General features: G+C 46.3%; 20 protein-coding genes. 10 read left to right on the forward strand and 10 right to left on the reverse strand.

The window, feature by feature from the left end; genetic code table 11:
* Positions 1-11 precede the first annotated feature (11 nt).
* From AA84_RS0109265 to AA84_RS0109275, 3 genes are all read right to left on the reverse strand, one after another.
* Entirely contained in the window at positions 12-578 is a 567-nt protein-coding gene (locus tag AA84_RS0109265; protein WP_028976959.1) for a biotin transporter BioY, read from the reverse strand.
* A gap of 101 nt (positions 579-679) precedes the next feature.
* Positions 680-1,459: an ABC transporter permease gene (locus tag AA84_RS0109270; protein WP_028976960.1), complete on the reverse strand. Its 780-nt coding sequence runs from the start codon at positions 1,457-1,459 to the stop codon at positions 680-682.
* The gene (locus AA84_RS0109275; protein WP_037563331.1) at positions 1,449-2,348 is read right to left on the reverse strand and encodes an ATP-binding cassette domain-containing protein; all 900 of its coding nucleotides are present in this window, start codon (positions 2,346-2,348) and stop codon (positions 1,449-1,451) included. Before AA84_RS0109275 ends, AA84_RS0109270 begins: the two co-directional genes overlap by 11 nt.
* A 131-nt stretch (positions 2,349-2,479) precedes the next feature.
* Between AA84_RS0109275 and AA84_RS0109280 the strand changes: the two genes are divergently transcribed.
* Positions 2,480-3,238, forward strand: a complete 759-nt coding sequence (locus AA84_RS0109280; RefSeq protein WP_028976962.1) for a TetR/AcrR family transcriptional regulator — start codon at positions 2,480-2,482, stop codon at positions 3,236-3,238.
* A 66-nt stretch (positions 3,239-3,304) separates the two neighbouring features.
* Here AA84_RS0109280 and AA84_RS19010 read toward each other — a convergent pair whose 3' ends face one another.
* The 5 genes from AA84_RS19010 to AA84_RS0109305 all read right to left on the reverse strand — a co-directional run bounded on the left by AA84_RS19010 (position 3,305) and on the right by AA84_RS0109305 (position 6,899).
* A complete protein-coding gene (locus tag AA84_RS19010) occupies positions 3,305-3,466 on the reverse strand; it encodes a hypothetical protein (protein ID WP_160168712.1) in 162 nt (53 codons plus the stop codon).
* A 43-nt stretch (positions 3,467-3,509) separates the two neighbouring features.
* Positions 3,510-4,034: an ImmA/IrrE family metallo-endopeptidase gene (locus AA84_RS0109290; RefSeq protein WP_028976963.1), complete on the reverse strand. Its 525-nt coding sequence runs from the start codon at positions 4,032-4,034 to the stop codon at positions 3,510-3,512.
* A 364-nt stretch (positions 4,035-4,398) separates the two neighbouring features.
* Positions 4,399-5,289: a metal ABC transporter substrate-binding protein gene (locus AA84_RS0109295; protein ID WP_051575262.1), complete on the reverse strand. Its 891-nt coding sequence runs from the start codon at positions 5,287-5,289 to the stop codon at positions 4,399-4,401.
* 50 nt (positions 5,290-5,339) lie between these two features.
* Positions 5,340-6,170, reverse strand: coding sequence for a metal ABC transporter permease (locus AA84_RS0109300; protein WP_028976965.1), 831 nt, complete (start codon positions 6,168-6,170; stop codon positions 5,340-5,342).
* A 15-nt stretch (positions 6,171-6,185) separates the two neighbouring features.
* The gene (locus AA84_RS0109305; protein ID WP_028976966.1) at positions 6,186-6,899 is read right to left on the reverse strand and encodes a metal ABC transporter ATP-binding protein; all 714 of its coding nucleotides are present in this window, start codon (positions 6,897-6,899) and stop codon (positions 6,186-6,188) included.
* Between the two features lie 238 nt (positions 6,900-7,137).
* Between AA84_RS0109305 and AA84_RS0109310 the strand changes: the two genes are divergently transcribed.
* On the forward strand, positions 7,138-8,640 hold the full coding sequence (locus tag AA84_RS0109310) for an aminotransferase-like domain-containing protein (RefSeq protein WP_028976967.1): 1,503 nt from the start codon (positions 7,138-7,140) through the stop codon (positions 8,638-8,640).
* A 19-nt stretch (positions 8,641-8,659) separates the two neighbouring features.
* Positions 8,660-9,853 carry an aminotransferase-like domain-containing protein gene (locus AA84_RS0109315; protein WP_028976968.1) on the forward strand — a complete coding sequence of 398 codons (1,194 nt, stop codon included), beginning with the start codon at positions 8,660-8,662 and terminating at the stop codon, positions 9,851-9,853.
* Between the two features lie 86 nt (positions 9,854-9,939).
* Here the strand turns inward: AA84_RS0109315 and AA84_RS18645 are convergent, their stop codons facing one another.
* Positions 9,940-10,311 (reverse strand): cupin domain-containing protein, encoded by a 372-nt coding sequence (locus AA84_RS18645; protein WP_081791758.1) that lies wholly within the window; start codon positions 10,309-10,311, stop codon positions 9,940-9,942.
* 112 nt (positions 10,312-10,423) lie between these two features.
* On the opposite strand from AA84_RS18645, the gene AA84_RS0109325 reads away from it, so the two are divergent.
* The 7 genes from AA84_RS0109325 to AA84_RS0109360 all read left to right on the forward strand — a co-directional run bounded on the left by AA84_RS0109325 (position 10,424) and on the right by AA84_RS0109360 (position 17,491).
* Positions 10,424-10,633, forward strand: a complete 210-nt coding sequence (locus AA84_RS0109325) for a hypothetical protein (protein ID WP_028976969.1) — start codon at positions 10,424-10,426, stop codon at positions 10,631-10,633.
* 738 nt (positions 10,634-11,371) lie between these two features.
* Positions 11,372-14,179: a sigma-54-dependent transcriptional regulator gene (locus AA84_RS17555; protein ID WP_160168713.1), complete on the forward strand. Its 2,808-nt coding sequence runs from the start codon at positions 11,372-11,374 to the stop codon at positions 14,177-14,179.
* A 234-nt stretch (positions 14,180-14,413) separates the two neighbouring features.
* A complete protein-coding gene (locus tag AA84_RS0109340) occupies positions 14,414-14,863 on the forward strand; it encodes a PTS sugar transporter subunit IIA (RefSeq protein WP_028976971.1) in 450 nt (149 codons plus the stop codon).
* Complete coding sequence (locus AA84_RS0109345) at positions 14,860-15,351, forward strand: PTS sugar transporter subunit IIB (protein ID WP_028976972.1); 492 nt, start codon at positions 14,860-14,862, stop codon at positions 15,349-15,351. The genes AA84_RS0109340 and AA84_RS0109345 overlap by 4 nt, the downstream gene beginning before the upstream one ends.
* A gap of 38 nt (positions 15,352-15,389) precedes the next feature.
* Positions 15,390-16,190, forward strand: coding sequence for a PTS mannose/fructose/sorbose transporter subunit IIC (locus AA84_RS0109350; protein ID WP_010023727.1), 801 nt, complete (start codon positions 15,390-15,392; stop codon positions 16,188-16,190).
* A gap of 14 nt (positions 16,191-16,204) precedes the next feature.
* Complete coding sequence (locus AA84_RS0109355) at positions 16,205-17,041, forward strand: PTS system mannose/fructose/sorbose family transporter subunit IID (RefSeq protein WP_028976973.1); 837 nt, start codon at positions 16,205-16,207, stop codon at positions 17,039-17,041.
* A 72-nt stretch (positions 17,042-17,113) separates the two neighbouring features.
* On the forward strand, positions 17,114-17,491 hold the full coding sequence (locus tag AA84_RS0109360) for a hypothetical protein (RefSeq protein ID WP_028976974.1): 378 nt from the start codon (positions 17,114-17,116) through the stop codon (positions 17,489-17,491).
* Between the two features lie 126 nt (positions 17,492-17,617).
* Here AA84_RS0109360 and AA84_RS0109365 read toward each other — a convergent pair whose 3' ends face one another.
* A complete protein-coding gene (locus AA84_RS0109365; RefSeq protein ID WP_028976975.1) occupies positions 17,618-18,043 on the reverse strand; it encodes a MarR family winged helix-turn-helix transcriptional regulator in 426 nt (141 codons plus the stop codon).
* Positions 18,044-18,046: the final 3 nt, after the last annotated feature.

The raw sequence follows: 18,046 nt of genomic DNA on the forward strand, positions 1-18,046 counted from the left end.
TCACTATTTTTTTATGCTGCAGGTTGCTTGTTCTTAGCAGTCAACAAGCCAAACTTTGTCAGGCGTGAGCGTACTTGAATACCGACAACGCTGGCGATGGCCGCTTTCACGACGCCAACAAGCAGGAAGGGGTAGACGCCGGCAGCCATTGCTTTGGCCCATGACAGATCGAGCACAAATTTCAGCTGGATCGTGCCAATCGCAAGTGTGACGAACATGCCGACAACGTTGGCAACGATCGCCATTGGCGTATTGAATTTCGTGTGTTCAAGAAGCCATCCGGTCACAAAAGCGGCGAAAATAAAACCGATAATATAACCGCCGGTCGGTCCGAGGATAATGCCGAATCCCCCACTCATTTCAGCAAATACGGGTAGGCCGATTGCGCCAAGACCGGCATAGACGAGCATCGAGCCGGTTCCGTAGCGGCTTCCTAGAATTGTGGCGGTAAGGCCGACAGCTAAGGTTTGACCGCTGATCGGAATAATCGGCAGCGGAATCGTCACTTGAGCAAGAATTGCAGTAATGGCGGCAAACAGTGCACATAGAATTAAATTTTTCAGACGTGTATGATTCATTTTAATAGATCTCCTTGTTTATAAGTTAACTATATCGAATAATAGGTTAACATATATTGAAGGATTTGACTATAAATTTATCGTGATCTATGAAAAATGATTTATCGACGTCCGGATTTCCGTTGAAAGGACCAAGCACTCAGAACAAATGCGACGAGCAGTAAGCCGCCGCACCAGCCGAGGGACCACCATCCGTTGGTATGCAGCGGGGAATCATTGAGTAGCGAGCGGATCGTTTCGGTGATCGGCGTGATCGGTTGATGGTCGGCAATCCCGCGAAGCCAGCCGGGCATGGTGTTTGTCGGAACAAATGCACTGGATAAATAAGGAAGAAAAAGTAAGACAAAGCCATATCCTCCGGCAGCAGACGGTCCGGATGCCATCATCCCAATTGCAGCGAAAAGCCAAGTGAAGGTAAAAATAAATAATGTAATGATCCCAATGGCGCCAAGCCATTGCAAGAAACTGGCTTCCGTACGAAAGCCGATCAGTAGCGCAACACCGATTACAAGCGTCGTAGCGAGCAAATTACGTAAAACACTGGCCACCACATGACCATTGATCACATCAAGGCTTCTTACGGACATCGTGCGAAAGCGGTCAATGATGCCATTGGTCATATCTTGAGCAACATCAACGGCTACACTGGATGAGCCAAAGCCGGCACATAAGAGGATGGTGCCGGGAACCACGTAGGTCACATAATTTCCGCTTGGGTCAATGGCACCACCGAAAACATAAGTAAACAGAAGCATTAAGAGAATGGGTAGAGCAATGGCCATAATCATTGCATCCGTGTTTCTGATGCTGTGGCGAATGCTGCGCTGAATGAAGATGAGCTGCGCAACCCAAACGCTGGATTTAAGTGACTCATTGTTCATGATTGATTTCCTCCTTTCGCCGATCGGTTACAGACAGGAAAACGTCATCCATACTTGGCCGGCGAATACGAATACGGGTTTGCGCAGGGACGTGGTCGATGAGTTCATCGATCCGCTGTTTAAGCTGCTGGATTGTTCCGTCTGTCGGAATTTCCTGAAGCATTTCATTGTGTTCATTTCGTAATTCAATGATATCCTGATTAATTTGCGCTTTTAATTCATCAGCGGTTCCTTGCGCAACAATCCGTCCATTGGAAATAAAGGCAATATGGTCAGCAAGCTGGTCGGCTTCTTCCAAATATTGTGTGGTCAGAAAAATGGTTGTGCCTTGTGCTTTTAATGCGCAGATCATTGCCCACAAGGCTCGCCGACTTACCGTATCGAGTCCGGTTGTCGGTTCATCAAGAAACAAGATTGGTTTTTTGACGATGATGCTGACGGCCAGATCAAGACGACGTCGCATGCCTCCGGAAAAAGTTCTGACTGTTTTATGGGCAGCATCGACTAAATCGAATTGTTGGAGCAAGGTAAGCGCACGTTGCTTAGCTACAACAGCTTTCAGCCCAAAGAGCCGGCCCATCATGATCAGATTTTCCTGGGCAGTCAACAATTCGTCAACCGCAGCATACTGACCGGTGAGGCTGATCAATTGTTTCACTTCTTCTTTACTGGCGGAAACATCATGCCCATCAATAAAAACCGAACCCGCATCCGCGTTCAATAAGGTGGAAAGAATATGAATAATGGTTGTTTTTCCCGCTCCATTAGGCCCGAGCAATGCAAAGATACTTCCGGAAGAGACGGAAAAATCGATCTGTTTAAGGACTCGCGTGCCATTAAAAGATTTTGACAGACCATGGACATCAATCGCGTAACGTGTCAAATGCATACATCCCCTTCTGTGTATGATATAAACGGTTTATTGCGTACACAGTATATAACGTATACAATTAATGTGCAAGTTTTTATGATCTAAATCGGCGGAAACGTCGACCAGATGCGAGATCAGGAGGATGGACTATGGACAAGCAGCTTCCAAACGGTATTGCGCTCAGCTGGGGATTAGGAAAACCGTCGAGCCGGGGCCCAAAGCGAGAAATGAGTCTGAAACAGATTGTGGATACAGCGGTTTCGATTGCCGATAAGGATGGACTTGCAGCGGTTTCCATGAATCGGGTAGCAAAATCACTCGGATTTACAGCGATGTCGCTTTATCGATACATACCAAGTAAGGATGATCTCATCATTTTGATGCAGGATGCGATTTCTGATCTTTCTATTCCATTGGAGAAGGCGGAACATGGGTGGAGAGAAGCGATGGAAGCATTTGTTCAAGCGACCATTGACGTCTATAAAGAACATCCGTGGTTTCTAGAGACACCAATTTATGGTGTGCCGATGACGCCGAATGCACTGAAAGTAGTAGACTGGGCGCTTGGTGGGCTGCAGCATGTACCGCTTGAAGATTCTGAGAAGATGGCCGTGATTTTGCTGCTCAGTAGTTACGCGCGTGCGTGCGGCATTCTTCAGAAGGACATGGCACGTGCGATGCAGTTAGGCAGTCCTCCGGATGCGTTTAGCGGAAAAGGATATGCCGATACACTGGCAAGTCTAGTGACCCCGGAACGTTTTCCCTACTTGCACAGCGTTGTTGCATCGGGTGCTTATACAGATGAAAACCAGTCCTCTGAAGATGCCGGCGACGATATTGAGTTTGGGCTGAAGCGTATTTTGGATGGGATTGAACAGTATTTAAAGAAAAAAAAAGAACAGACTTAATTTGAAGTCTGAGAGGCTTAGTATTGCTCAATTAGAGAAGCTAAGATATGAAAATGCTTAAGCAACTTACAGTTTTACGAGCAAACGGTGAATCCATTGCCAAGGGCGTTTAGCGCAGGTTGATTCTTTGTGAACGTCTTCGTATGGATAACCGCTTTTTTCAATCATTTCTTGAAAATGCCGATCAACAGCTTCATTCATTGCTTTTTCATCCTCTTTGTAAGACATAGGCGCAGCCTTTCCCCCTTAGTATGATCAGTCTCTTGCTCCATTAGCTGACTTGCCCACGGATCGATGGATCTGCGGACGGGTTCTGCGCACGCTTGAGCTCATTTAGTCGCGCTTTAACTTGGGCGCTCGGAACCATTAAATGCGTGGCGATTTCTTCCACCGACAACCGCTGATTCAAACAATCACTCAATGCATGACTCGGAATTAAAAGGAAGCGGGCAAATTCATCGGCCTCTTGTTCTTCAGGATACCCTGCTGATGGATCGCTGTTGTAGCGAATACGGCAATAACGGTCTGCGTGCTGTTCCTGATTGAGATGAAGAAAATAGTGACCAAGCAGATGCGCGAGAAAGAAACGCTGATGTGCTTGGTCCCAGTTGCTTGCCAAATAGAATAACGTTTGCCCTTCATTTTTCGTTCGGATGATGCCGAAGCGATCGGAAAATTCACAGTCGGTATGATAGACGGTGATGTGCGCTTTAGAAGCGATCAGAAATGGATCGACAGGGACATGTGCTTGCGCTCCGTAATGCAATGACAATGCTTTAACTTTACTTTCCAGCACAACCAACAACCTCCATAAAATAAACTTCAAGGTCAGATGCAGAGATTCGCTAACTCTATTTTGCACTAAGGAAACATTAATGTCAATAAGAAACAAAAGTTCCTTTGTTTAAACTTTTGGCGGATAAAATGAGAAAAACCTAGCAAAAAGCGCCCGGTCCCTCATCTTCAGCCATGTGTGATGGATTCGTGTCTTTTCAGTGCTGAATCATCGCTCCGATTGCTCGCTTGCCGCAGGCGTCTCGCGTATCTGCGCATTTGATTCTCGGTCCAGATACTGGGCTATGGGTTTGAAGATGGGACAAAATCATATTCTGGAAAAAACAGCCGCTCTCAAATTGAGAACGGCTGTTTTAAAGGGGAAATTAGTTGCTTAGTCCGTCATAGATATGGTCAAGATTCCATTTCATCATGCCGTAGTAGGTGTCACCATCCTTACCTTTTTTAGCCAAGGAGTCGGTGAAGATTTTGCTGTAAATCTTAATACCCGTTTCTTTGGACAATGTGTCCATGCTTTTCGGATTAACACTGGTTTCCACGAAGAGGTGCGGGACCTTGTGTTTTTTTATAATACCAATGATCCGTTTCATCTGATCAGGCGTCCCTTGTTCTTCAGTATTGATTTCCCAAATGTATTCCGGGTGAAGTCCATACGCACGTGAGAAGTACTTAAATGCACCTTCACTAGTGATTAGATAGCTTTGTTGTTCCGGTATTGCCGCCATTTTTTCCTTGGCTTCTTTGTCGAGATCCTCAAGTTTCTTTACATAAGCATCTGCATTTTTATGATAGGCATCGCCGTGGTTCGGGTCTTGCTTCGCCATTTGTTTCTCCATGTTGCGGATGTATTTGATCCCGTTTTGAATATCAAGCCATGCGTGCGGATCGATCTGTTTTTCCTGACCCTCTGAGTTTAGATGAATGGCTGTAACGCCTTTGCTTACGGCAAAGATGTTTTTATTATAATCGCTGCTTCGCCCGGCACTGTCAATCATTTTCTTGAACCAGCCATTGCCGACTTCGAGATTCAGCCCATTATAGAAGATGAGGTTGGCTTTAGCGACACTTTTCGCGTCTGTTGGCAGTGGTTCATATTCATGCGGGTCCGTGCCAATCGGTACGATGCTATGAACGTCGACATGATCTTTTCCGATCTCCTTAGCCATGTCGTAAAGAATGGAGTTCGTGACAACAACTTTCAATTTGTTGTTTGTAGATCCTGACGAACTGCCACAGGCGGAAAGAGCGAATACCATGATGAGACCTAAGGCGAGGGTAAAATAGCGGCTGGTCGTATGCAAATGAATCACTGCTCCTTTTTAAAGATAAATTGGTTTTTTTTCGAAAAGAGGAAAGCAATGCCGAACATCACCGTTGCACTGACGACAATCGTTGCACCGGAGGCCAGATTGTACGTGAAGCTGAAGTAGAGGCCAATGACGGAACTGATGACGCCGAACACGGCTGCAAGAACAATCATGCGACTCATCTTATCGGTGAGCAGGTAAGCCGTGGCGGCAGGCGTAATCAACATCGCCACAATCAGAATGACACCAACCGTTTGCAGGGAGACCACCGTCATCAGCGTCAGTAACACCATTAAGAAATAGTGAATCACTTGCGTGTTGATTCCATAGGTCTGGGCAATGGTTTCATCAAATGAGCTGACCAGCAGTTGCTTGTAAAAGAGTGAGACCAGAATAATAACGAGAAGCGTGACGATTAGGGTAAGCATGAGATCATGCATTGTTACTGCGAGAATATTGCCGAATAGAATATGATAGAGATTGGTTGAACTTTGTACCACCGTGATCAAAATCATGCCCAGCGCTAAAAAGGAACTGAGGATAATCCCGATTGATGTATCGCTTTTAATCGGGCTCTTTCTGCTGATAAACCCCATACAGAGGGCAGCGAAAACACCGCAGAGCGTTGCACCGATAAAATAATCAATGCCCAGCATGAATGAAATAGCCACGCCTGGAAGGACGGCATGAGAGATGGCGTCGCCCATAAGTGACATCCCTCTAAGAATGACAAACGATCCGATAACGCCTGATCCGATCCCTACCAAGATTGAGGTAATGAGCGCTTGCTGAAGAAAACGATAGTTCATGATGTCTGAGAAAAATTCCAAATGATTTAACCTCCCTTAAAAATTGATTTCCGCACCGTAGAAATGTTTGAGCTGCTCACCGGTAAACACATGCGCCACTTCACCACAGACAATATGATCCGAATGAAGCATCACCACATCGTCAAAGTAATCCTTAACTGTACTGAGGTCATGATGGACGATGACAAAGGTTTTTCCTTGAGCATTCATCTCACGGACTAAGTCCATAATGATTTTTTCACTGACGACATCGACACCGGCGAACGGTTCATCAAGAAAAAAGCGGTCTGTTTCTTGAACCAGCGCACGGGCGATAATCGCACGCTGCAACTGACCGCCGGATAATGCGGCAATCTGCCGGTGGCCTAAATCGCCCAGTTTGACAGCTTCAAGCCATTTCTGCGTACGGGCTTTCTCAGCTTTTCCCGGTCGTTTAAATAGCCCCAGAGATGGATAGGTACCCATCCGTACCATGTCAAAAACCGTGATGGGAAAGGTCAGATCAATCGACTGTCGTTGCGGTACATAAGCGATCGTTTGATGCCACTTTTTCGGATTGGTTTCGCCGCTGTCCAACGTAATCGTTCCCGTCGACATTGGAATCAATCCAAGCACAGCTTTCATAAATGTTGACTTTCCCGCCCCGTTTGGGCCAATGATCCCGGTAACTTTGCCGGAACGAATGGACACTGAGACATCGTTTAGGACACGCCGCTTGCCGTAGTAGACCGATAAATTTGAGATCTCCATATCATTCTCCTTAGAAAAATTAGTAGTCAAAAGACAAAATGTTTCTTTTGAGAAACATTGTTAGCCTAATTATAAACGACAATGATTTTCATTGTAAAGGTCCTACGAATGTTTTAGAAAATAAACGAATCATTGTGGCCAAAATTGGACTGCTCAGGATCGATCCAATTGGATCTTTTCATAAGGTATTGGTATGGATATGATAAGAATAATTTGAATCAGCAGAAGGAGGAATGTAATGAACGTAACGATTAACCGTGAAGCGGCAACACCGGTCTATCTTCAAATTGCCAGTCAGATAAAAGGACAGATTCTGTCTGGAAACCTGCCGGCAGGGTTTATTCTTCCTCCGGAACGCAAATTAGCTGAGCTTAAAAAGATCAGCCGGACGACCGTCATTAAGGCCTATGAGGAATTAAAAGCGCTTGGTCTGGTTGATGCACAGACCGGCAGGGGAACGGTTGTTACCGAACAGAAGGTTCCCGATCCCGTCCCGTTACAGCCGGCAGTGCTGCCGATGTCATGGTATCCCCTGTTTGATAAGCGCATGGCGAACTTAAATGATGCGGTGGGCGAGATTATGTATATGGGGAATCAAAATCGCGTCATCTCGCTTGCGGCAGGGATTGGTGATCCGGATTTGTATCCAATTGCTGATTTCCAGCGCATTCAGCGGGAACTGCCAATCACCAGTGCTCATCTTAATTTTAGTCCGGTCGAAGGCTATTACCCGCTTCGCGAAAGCATCAGCCAATTAATGGAAGGTCGCAATCTTACTGTGACTGCAAAGGAAACAATGATTTTATCCGGTTCGATGCAAGGCATTGATTTTGCCGCACGCGCATTCCTGTCTGCCGGCGACGCTGTGATTGTTGAGGAACCGACTTTTTTACAGGCGATTAAGTGTTTTCGGGCAATGGGCGCTAAAATTATCGGCATTCCCATGGATCGGGAAGGCATGCGGCTGGATGTACTTGAAGCGCAAATTTCTCGTTATAAACCGAAGTTCATCTATACCATTCCCAACTTTCATAATCCGACGGGCATTACGATGAGCATGGCGAGAAGGAAGGCGTTGCTGAAACTCGCCTATCGCTTCCAGGTTCCGATTTTAGAGGATGATCCTTATGGAGATATCACGTTTGATCAGGAACATCCGCTTCCGATTAAAGCGCTTGATGCTTATGGCTATGTGATTTATCTCAGTACGTTGTCAAAGGCACTTTTTCCAGGATTAAGAATCGGTTGGACCATCGCTCCTGAGGCAGTGATGAAGAAATTTTTGCTGTTAAAGCAAATCACCGATCTTCATGTGAATACAGACAGCCAAATCCTTGTGGATCGCTATTTGCGGGACGGATGCTATGAGGAACACCTTAAGAAAATTCTGCCATTATACAGAAAGAAAAGGGATGCCGCTGCAGAATTATTACGGCAGGAGCAATCGGCCATACCGTTTGATTTGCCCGCCGGCGGCTTTTATTTCTGGTGTCGTCTCCCTTATGCAGTACCGCAGAAAAAATTACTGGCGCTATGCGGGGAACAAGGCATGATCTACACACCGGGCAATGTATTCTACCCGCAAGAAAGTGATGGCGAGCATTGGGTACGGCTGAATTTTACCTATGAGCGAATGGATCGGCTCAAGCAAGGATTAATGGTATTTATTAAGTCCGTTAAGAAACTGAATGAATGGAATGGGACAAGAGACGCACCCACGGGCGCCCCCCCAATTGTATAAACGAGGAGCGGATTGATCAATGACAGTTAAGTATGCAAAGCGCGCCGAGCATGTCGCGCGTTCGGCAACACGTGAAATTCTAAAAGTGCTCGGCCGACCGGAAATCATTTCATTTGCCGGCGGACTGCCGGCACCAGAACTATTTCCTGTAGAAGCGATTAAAGAGGCCTGTTCGGCCGTGCTTGATGAAGCGGGGGAACAGGCACTTCAGTACAGCACAACTGAGGGATTTCTTCCATTGCGAAAAGCGATTAGCACACGTATGGAAGCGATTGGTGTGCGTGCAAATGCAGATCATCTGCTTATTCTTACGGGATCTCAGCAAGGCCTTGATCTGACGGGGAAAATTTTTCTTGATAAAGGAGATACCGTCATTTGCGAAAGTCCAACCTACCTTGCGGCGATTCAAGCGTTCAAGGCCTATGAGCCGCAATTTGCAGAGGTGGCCATGGACGACTCTGGCATGAGGATGGACGAGCTTGAGCGAACGCTTCAGCAGAACCCCAAAGCGAAATTTATCTATACGATTCCTGATTTTCAAAATCCAACCGGACGGACCATGGCACTGGAACGTCGCAAGCAGATGGTGGCGCTTGCCAATCAATACGATGTCGTCATACTTGAAGATAATCCGTATGGCGCAATTCGGTTTGCCGGTGAAGCACTGCCGCCGGTTAAAAGCTTTGATACAGAAGGGCGCGTCATCTACCTCAGCACGTTCTCGAAAATCTTTGCACCGGGTTTTCGCCTTGGCTGGATCTGTGCAGCGTCTGATTTCATGAACCGTTATGTTTCTTTCAAGCAGGCAACCGATCTTCATTCGGATGTGTTTGCCCAGCGCGTTACGGCGAAGTACTTGGAGCTGAATGACCTTGACGCGCATATTCAAAAGATCAAAGCAGTTTACCGTGCCCGGCGCGAAACAATGATGCGTTGTATTGAAACCTGTTTGCCGGGTCATCTTAAGCACAGCGCTCCGGAAGGCGGTTTGTTTATCTGGGTTGAGCTGCCTGAATCGGTCAATGTTCAAGCACTATTTGAGCGATGCCTTAAAAATAATGTTGCGTTTGTATCGGGCGATTCCTTCTATCCTAATGATGTGAAACAAAACGCTTTTCGATTGAATTACTCAAACATGAGTGAAGAACGGATTAAAGAGGGAATGAAACGGCTTGGCGAAGCACTTGGTGAAGCACTTTCCGAATATGCTTAAGAAACAGCTCTTCAGGAGACTTCGCTGAAGAGCTGTTTTCAATCAAAGCAGGTTCACGAATGAGCCAATCGATGGCGAAAGTAAGGCTACATGGAATGATAAGCAATCACGAAATGTAAAATGGCAAGCTCGCCGGAGGGGTTGATGTATTTATGATCGAGATCTCCTTTAAACTTGATCGAATCGTACGCATGAAGAGGGTAGGTTTCGCCGCCTACCGCCACATTTAAGGAACCGGCCATGACGGTGACGTATTCGTTGACGCCGAATTGGTGGGCTTCTGTAAACTCACTTTGTGGTATCGGCTTATCAGTCTCTGGTTTTTCTATGATGTTATTCTTAGAGGTGTTTGCAATATCTTCAGTAGCAGCATGTGATATCGTAGGAAGTATGATTGACGATGGCATGATAGCTACCAAAGATAATAAAGCTAGTTTTCTAAAAAATGATAGTTTCATTTTTATCCCCTCCTAAGGGGAAATTATACTATTATGAATTTTATTTTGTATGGAAAATTTCGTTATATTAATATTATATTTATTATCTAAAAAATTTTAAGGAGGCTAGATTATGAGAAGAATTTATAGATTTATGGATGTTGGAGAGAAGAAAAAGGCGATAGATTTAGCTATTAAGGATATAGACCAATTAAAAAAAGAATATGAAAATGACTATCCTGCAATTGTTAAGGATGCAATCGAAGAAACGATTCACAAATATAAGAAGGATGTAGAGTTCTTAAAAGAAGATTTAAAAAAAATAGAGAATAGTAATTTATAGTGAAATCTTGGAGCTTAGTCGAACAGGCTTCGAAAATTATGTACTGAAATGACAGTTTCGATATAAGACTGTCATATTCAAAGGGAGCTTTCATTTGGGGCACTCTTTTGCTAAAAAAGACATCCTTTGCGACAGCATTGGGTGTCCTTTTTTACAGGAAAAGAAAGTATATGATTTTTGGTCCCGCAAAAGACAGTGCATCAAATGCGCAGATGCTCTGGCGTCAGCGGGAACAGCGAGCCAAGGAAGACCCCGCAGATCAATTGCGTGTCCGAGGAGGCTTCCGGAACGTCCGCGGCAGGCGAGCAGCTGGAGTGTCGTTTGTGCACAAGGTGATGAACAAAGCCCGGATGGAAGGCGGAAGTAAGGATCGGGCGTATTTTGCCTGGTTTTTCTCAAGCAGCAAGTGCATCTCAATCGTAAATATCTAAACTCTCATCCACATCTTCGAAAAACAATGAAATCGGCAGGGTGGTCGGTCATGCAGAACAGTTGGAAAGTAAAATGATTATCGATGTAAAGTCAAATACGTTCTCCTTAGCCGCCGAATCAATGGCGGATTCCCGAATCAAGCTTTCGTTAGTCTCAAGCCGGACATCGAAACGCATTTCTCCCGATCAATTCCCGAATAGAAGTTTTTTGATGAAAGGGAGTGAAACGCCCGAAAAGAAAACGCTTTCGATTGTAATAGAGGATATAGCAGACAACATGGAGAATGGGATTATAGAGGTGAACGTAATGGGACGGCGACGTGAAAAGATTTTTGAGGAATTAACGCGGCAATGTGCGCAATTAGATAAGAAAAAGCTGCTTGATCTTTCGGGCGTGTCAGCATCGGACTTGGCTGATGCGCTGGGCATCCTGCGCAGTAATGTCAGCGCAGAGCTCAATGAACTGGTCCGCGAGAAGCGCGTGATCAAGTTCGTGACGCGGCCGGTGCTCTATGCACCGGCCGCGCTGATTCACGAACAATTCGGCGATGCGGTCGATACGTATGCGCTTAAGTGTGCATCGTTGAAGGAATGGTTCAATCAAGAGCGGACGCGCGAGAAGAATGAAGATCCATTTTCCCATCTGATCGGTTCAGATAAAAGTTTGAAAAAAAGCGTCAAGCAAGCCAAATCAGCGATTGTTTATCCGCCAAGAGGGTTGCACACGCTAATCCTCGGGCCAACCGGTTCAGGGAAAACATTATTTGCGCATATGATGCATCACTATGCAATTGCAATCAAGCGCATCAAGGAACACGCGCCGTTCATTGATTTCAACTGCGCGGATTATTACAACAATCCGCAGCTGTTGATTGGACAGCTGTTTGGCTATATAAAAGGCGCATTTACCGGGGCTGCTCACGATCAGGACGGATTGGTCGCAAAGGCGGATGGCGGTATTCTGTTTCTTGATGAAATTCATCGGCTGCCGCCGGAAGGTCAGGAAATGCTGTTCTATTTTATGGATACCGGCCACTACAGCAAATTAGGCGAAACCGGCAACAAGCGCGGCGCTCGGGTTCTGATCATCGGTGCGACGACAGCCGACCCGGAATCGGCACTGTTGCAGACCTTTCTGCGGCGTGTTCCGGTGATGATCAATGTTCCCAACTTCCAAAGCCGAAGTGTGAGTGAGCAGATTGAGTTGAGCAAATTTCTGCTCTCTCGGGAAGCACATCGCACGCATCATGAATTTCACGTGAGTTCCGATGTGATCAAAGCGTTGATTGGCAGTGTTACTTTTGGCAATATTGGCCAGCTGAAATCGAATGTGCAGCTGGTCTGTGCGCAAGGATTCCTTGATAGCATGAACCAAGATTATGTTGAACTTGATGCGAAAATGCTGCCCACGGAAATGCAGGAAGGGTTGCACCGCATCTCGCATCAGCCCAAAGTCAATCAGGAGCTAAGCAAACGGTTGCCGCTTTTCCTTGTGGTAACCGGGAGCAAGGACCCGCTCTTAAACGATGTGGATCAATACGAACCTCCATTTGATCTCTACAAAATGATCTCGGGAAAATACGACGCTTTGATCCATGAAGGTTTATCAATGCAGGATATTCGCAAACTCGTCATGGAAGATATTAAGAATCAAGTGAAACAATTTTACCAAAAAACGTCGAGTGATTCGTCAAATACAGTTGTGGATCAGCGCGTCGCCCGCCTTTCCGAAGATTTGGAGGTCATCTGCGCCCGCGTATTAGGTCAGCATTTGAGCCATCAATTTGTTTCGCTGCTTAATGTGCATCTGTCCGCGTTTCTGGAACATCCGCTGCGCAGAATGAATGGAGCGCCGGATAAGGCGATGTTTCCTTTTGCACAGAAAGATTATGAAGCAGCGGTTCAGGTGGCTGATTTAATTGATCGCAGGCTTGGTGTAGCGTTGCCAGAGGTAGAGATGGTCTACATTGCTTTTCTGATCGGTTCGTTTGTTGAACTTTCTCAGCAGCGCAACGTTGGCATTGTTGTTGCGGCACATGGTCCGCAAACCGCAAGCTCCATGGTCAGCGTTGTCAAGGAATTAATGGGCGATTATCCGATTGCGGCCGTCGATATGCCGCTCAGTCTCAATTTCGGCGATATCTTTGAAAATATCGTAGCAGCGGTTCGTTCCGTTGATCAGGGTGCCGGCGTGCTGATGATGGTCGATATGGGGTCGCTCTACTATTTTGAAGAAAAGATCGCGCAGGGTGCCAAAGTGCGAGTCAAGGCCATCGACATGGTATCAACGCCGATGGTGCTCGATGCGGTGAAAAATGCCAATTATTTGCATATGGATTTGAATGGAATGGTTGATTCCCTCGATACATTGCGCCGGACGGTTGGTATGGAGACGCGCAGCGCGCGCAGTGAACGTCAGAAAGCGATTCTAACCATTTGCACAACTGGAAGCGGCATTGCCAAACGTATTAAAAATATTGTCAGCATGTATCTGCGCAACCTTACCGATGAAGAAATCCTTGTTATACCGGTATCAATCGAGGACCTATATGATGTCGCACGAAAAATGCAATGTAAATATGAGGTTGTCGCCAGCATTGGCGCAAAGAACCCGAAACTTGAGGGCGTACCGTACATCACGCTTTCTCAATTTGTCGGCGGCGAAGGTCAAGAGATTCTGCAATCCGTTCTTGCGGGCAAAACCTTGCCGATGAAAGACAACCCCTCTCATGTTATCGTAAAAGGAGTCTGCGTGGACAGCTTGCAGGATATGCTGATGTACCTAAACCCGAAACGAGCGGTCGCCGCAATTCTTGAATTTAATGAAGCCGTTCAAAAAGCGCTGCACCTTCATTTTAAAAATGCGACCCAGATTCGAATCGTCATGCATCTTGCATTTGCTCTTGAACGGGAAATTGTCCGCATGCCACTGACTTACGAAGGCGCGCGCAGTTCGGAAAAAAAGCGTTTAGCCAAGCAGCTTGATCCGACAATGGCCGTGCTAAAAGACAAGCTGAACCTCTCGCTCAGCGAGGATGAATTGTACTATTTTATTGATATGGTGATCGATGAATTTGGCAAAGAAGTCATTTATCGGCGCGCACTTCAAAACTAGTGTGTTCTTTTTTTTGAATACGAATGGGTTAGTGTTTTAGTTTAAAACAGAAAACCTATTAGTGCGTTATTCGAAGGTTTAGTGTTTCGTTTTTCATAAATAGTGTGTTGACTAAAAACAGATCAATAATAATAGCGCTTACAAAAGGGCCTTCTCGAGGCTCTTTTTTTTAACACACCGTGTTGGCATAAAAGTTGCTTAGTAAAAAGTGCACAGAGAGAGGAGGAGAGAAAAGTGGTCGCGATTGTTATTGCTACACACGGAAATCTCTCGGAAGCGCTGATTGGAACGGCCAAGATGATTTTCGGAACAATGGAACATATTGCTGAAGTTACCTTTAAACCCGGTGAGGGGATCGAGCATTTGCTCGATAAATATCAGAAAGCGAGCGATGGGTTAGGAGATGATCAGGTTCTGTTCCTAGTGGATTTGTTTGGAGGCAGCCCATACAATGCCGCCAGCCGTTTTGTTGCGCGTAAACCGTCCATGGATGTGGTCAGCGGCGTCAATTTGCCGATGCTGATTGAAGTCCTTGGCAAGCGTCTTGCGGGAGCCTCACTTGAGGAACTGGTACAAACTGCAACAGCCGCCGGAACAGACGGCATTAAGTCATTCAAAGACGTTTTTTCGCATCAAAAAATTGCCAATAGTGCACAAGAAGACGAAGGAGATGAGTTGGGATGAACATTAAATGGTTACGTATTGATTCTCGATTAATTCACGGACAGGTGGCAAACAACTGGGTGAACCATGTGGGGGCCGGAACAATTATTGCCACAAATGACAGCGCTGCCAAGGATGATTTGAGAAAAACACTGCTGCTTCAGGTTGCCCCGGGACGCACAAAGTCCTATGTGATGACCGTCGATAAAACGGCGCGCTGCTATAAAAACCCGACCTATAAAGACTTGGACGTCCTGATGGTGGTTGAATCGCCCAAAGACGTTCTTCGTTTGATGGATCAGGGCGTTGACGTGACTCAGGTCAATGTCGGCGGCATTACCTTTAAAGAAGGCATGACACTAATCTCCGAAGCCGTATCGGTCAGCCGAGAAGATGTCGAGGCATTTAAGGAGCTTGACAAGCGCGGCATCAAGCTGATTCTGCAACAGCTTCCCAACACGCAAGCGTCTGATTTTATGAACCGGCTGAAAAGCAAAAATCTTGTATAAATAAAAAGATTAGCAGACAAAAAGGGAGGTCTTCAAACATGAATGCCATGCAATTTATTTTAGTTATCTTGGTTGCGCTGGTTTGCGGGATGGCGAGTGTTTTGGATGAACGCCAATTTCACCGTCCGCTTGTGGCGTGTACGCTTATCGGTCTTGTTCTTGGTGATTTGCACACCGGTATTATTCTTGGCGGTCAACTTGAATTGATTGCGCTCGGCTGGATGAACGTTGGTGCAGCGATGGCACCTGACTCGGCCCTCGCTTCAACGATTTCAGCGATTATCGTTATTGTCGGGCATCAATCAATCGGTGAAGGGATTGCGATTGCGATTCCACTTGCTGCCGCCGGTCAAGTACTGACCATTTTTGTTCGAACGATTACAGTATTCTTTCAGCACCAAGCGGACCATTTTGCTGCGAATGCGAATTTCCGAGGGGTCGAGTGGTGTCATATAGGAGGGCTGTTGCTACAAGGCCTGCGTGTGGCGATTCCTACCGGAGCCGTTGCCGCCATTGCCGGAACGAGCCTTGTCAGCCAGTGGCTGGATGCGATTCCGCCGGTCATCACCCATGGTCTGCAAGTTTCGGGTGGGTTCATCGTGGTTGTTGGGTATGCCATGGTTATTAACATGATGAAAGCGCGTGCGTTGATGCCGTTCTTCTTCATTGGATTCACGCTTGCCACCTTTATGAGTGGAATCAACCTTGTTGGTCTTGGTATTCTCGGTGCTTGTGCTGCCGTTGTCTATGTTCAATTGAATCCAGATTTCCATGACGCGATTAAAGCGCCAACAGCTGCAACGAACGTCGGATCCGATGATGACGATGTATTAGGATAAGGAGGGTGAATGAAATGAGTGAAACGAAAAAAGTACAGCCGTTAACGAAAAGAGACATTATCAATACCTATTTTCGAAGTACATTCATGCTCGGCTCCTTTAACTTCGAACGGATGCAAGCAATTGGGGTTGCCGTTACGATGATCCCGGCGATCAAACGGTTTTATCATCGAAAAGAAGATCAGGCAGCCGCATTGAAACGCCACTTGGAATTTTTTAACACAACGCCTTGGCCAGCATCAGCGATCTTTGGTGTGACCGCAGCGATGGAACAAAAGAAAGCAGAAAACGGTGAAATTGATGAGGCCGCCATTACGAACGTGAAAATCGGTTTGATGGGACCGCTTGCCGGTATCGGCGATCCGATTTATTGGGGAACGGCACGTCCAATTTTAGCCGCACTCGGCGCGTCGCTGGCACTGAGCGGAAGTATTCTAGGGCCACTGCTCTTCTTCTTCGGGATCAACATCATCCGCATGCTGACCAGATGGTATGGGTTTAAATTTGGCTACAGCCAAGGTACGGATATTGTGCAGGATGTCGCCGGCAACCGTCTCAAGAAATTGACGCAAATGGCTTCGGTGCTCGGACTGTTCGTCATGGGTTCACTTGTTTCGAAATGGACCAGTATCAAAATGCCCTTTGTCCTTGTGTCCTATGAACAAGCGGGAAAGACGGTCAACACAACGCTGCAAATGATTCTCGACCAACTGCTTCCTGGCCTCGTTGCTTTGCTGATGACCTTCGCTTGCATGTGGCTTCTGAAACGGAAAGTCAATGCAATCTGGATCATCTTCGGCATGTTTGCGATTGGTATTCTCGGATACTGGGCAGGGATTTTCGGACTGTAAATTGAGTCGTTTGGCGAGGCATCACGCGCGCAGCGTATACGATTTTGCAAAAAAGGCTAGGAGGAGATTTTCATGTTAAAAAGTATCATCGCATTTTTGGAACCTAATCATAAACCGGAAGGCTACATCTTCAGTTCGGCGAAATTAGTAACCGGATTAATGGTACTCGGCCTCCTGCTTTACACGATTACCGGCGGCTGGGGGACGATTGCTTGTCTCGCGCTTGCGATTGGTTTAATGATCGGTCGTCATCTGCTTGTCAAGCAGGCCACCAATGATTTTCGCGACCTGCATCATGCCAAGAAAGGTTATGGGCAAACCAGAAACAAAGACTATTTGCGCTTTATCAAAGCACGTGGCGAGCAAATGCTTCGCGACAACAAAGCACTCACTAAATCAGCAAAGATTGAAATTCGTGAACTCCTTGCCTATGCGGAACGATACCTTTGATGTGCGCCCTGTGATGCTCAGCTGCAGAAAATCAATGAAACGCATTAAAAAGCAGCACCGCAATGATTGCGGTGCTGCTTTTTGTGAGTCATAAATGAATTGGAGCCTAAGCTGAAACGTCAGCGATTAGTCAACCAATTTAGCAATCAGCTCGGACAACTGATTAAGCTCCTGATCATCAAAATCACTGAAAACCTGACGCATGTAGTTCTCGCGGATGCAGATCAATTGGTGATAGAGCGCAATGCCTTTTTCAGTGACCGTTAACCGAACTTTTCTCCGATCTGTTTTAGATCGCTGACGCATCACATAGCCGCAACGAATCAGTTTATCGATGACCGTCGTCGCGTAACTTGGAGATACATCGAATTTCTTTGCAATTCGTGATGAGGTTTCCCGATCATGTCGGTAAAGATGGGACAGGAACGAGAATTCATGAGCAGTCAGTTCACTGCCCTGAAGTTCATTGATTGTCCGCCGAAAGCGGCGAATAACAATTGCAAAGCTGTTTTCGATTTCATGGATCTTGGCTTCTCTGTCCGTAAGAGACACCTG

This window comes from Sporolactobacillus terrae DSM 11697, assembly GCF_000648615.1.
GTDB lineage: Bacteria > Bacillota > Bacilli > Bacillales > Sporolactobacillaceae > Sporolactobacillus > Sporolactobacillus terrae.

Excerpts from the sequence above, each read along its gene's own strand:
- AA84_RS0109315 (WP_028976968.1), top strand. The coding sequence starts at position 8,660 with ATGACAGTTAAGTATGCAAAGCGCGCCGAGCATGTCGCGCGTTCGGCA.
- AA84_RS0109325 (WP_028976969.1), top strand. The coding sequence starts at position 10,424 with ATGAGAAGAATTTATAGATTTATGGATGTTGGAGAGAAGAAAAAGGCG.
- AA84_RS18645 (WP_081791758.1), bottom strand. The coding sequence starts at position 10,311 with ATGAAACTATCATTTTTTAGAAAACTAGCTTTATTATCTTTGGTAGCT.
- AA84_RS0109345 (WP_028976972.1), top strand. The coding sequence starts at position 14,860 with ATGAACATTAAATGGTTACGTATTGATTCTCGATTAATTCACGGACAG.
- AA84_RS0109265 (WP_028976959.1), bottom strand. The coding sequence starts at position 578 with ATGAATCATACACGTCTGAAAAATTTAATTCTATGTGCACTGTTTGCC.
- AA84_RS17555 (WP_160168713.1), top strand. The coding sequence starts at position 11,372 with ATGGGACGGCGACGTGAAAAGATTTTTGAGGAATTAACGCGGCAATGT.
- AA84_RS0109280 (WP_028976962.1), top strand. The coding sequence starts at position 2,480 with ATGGACAAGCAGCTTCCAAACGGTATTGCGCTCAGCTGGGGATTAGGA.
- AA84_RS0109295 (WP_051575262.1), bottom strand. The coding sequence starts at position 5,289 with ATGGTATTCGCTCTTTCCGCCTGTGGCAGTTCGTCAGGATCTACAAAC.
- AA84_RS0109305 (WP_028976966.1), bottom strand. The coding sequence starts at position 6,899 with ATGGAGATCTCAAATTTATCGGTCTACTACGGCAAGCGGCGTGTCCTA.
- AA84_RS0109355 (WP_028976973.1), top strand. The coding sequence starts at position 16,205 with ATGAGTGAAACGAAAAAAGTACAGCCGTTAACGAAAAGAGACATTATC.
- AA84_RS0109310 (WP_028976967.1), top strand. The coding sequence starts at position 7,138 with ATGAACGTAACGATTAACCGTGAAGCGGCAACACCGGTCTATCTTCAA.
- AA84_RS0109270 (WP_028976960.1), bottom strand. The coding sequence starts at position 1,459 with ATGAACAATGAGTCACTTAAATCCAGCGTTTGGGTTGCGCAGCTCATC.
- AA84_RS0109350 (WP_010023727.1), top strand. The coding sequence starts at position 15,390 with ATGAATGCCATGCAATTTATTTTAGTTATCTTGGTTGCGCTGGTTTGC.
- AA84_RS0109275 (WP_037563331.1), bottom strand. The coding sequence starts at position 2,348 with ATGCATTTGACACGTTACGCGATTGATGTCCATGGTCTGTCAAAATCT.
- AA84_RS0109360 (WP_028976974.1), top strand. The coding sequence starts at position 17,114 with ATGTTAAAAAGTATCATCGCATTTTTGGAACCTAATCATAAACCGGAA.
- AA84_RS19010 (WP_160168712.1), bottom strand. The coding sequence starts at position 3,466 with ATGTCTTACAAAGAGGATGAAAAAGCAATGAATGAAGCTGTTGATCGG.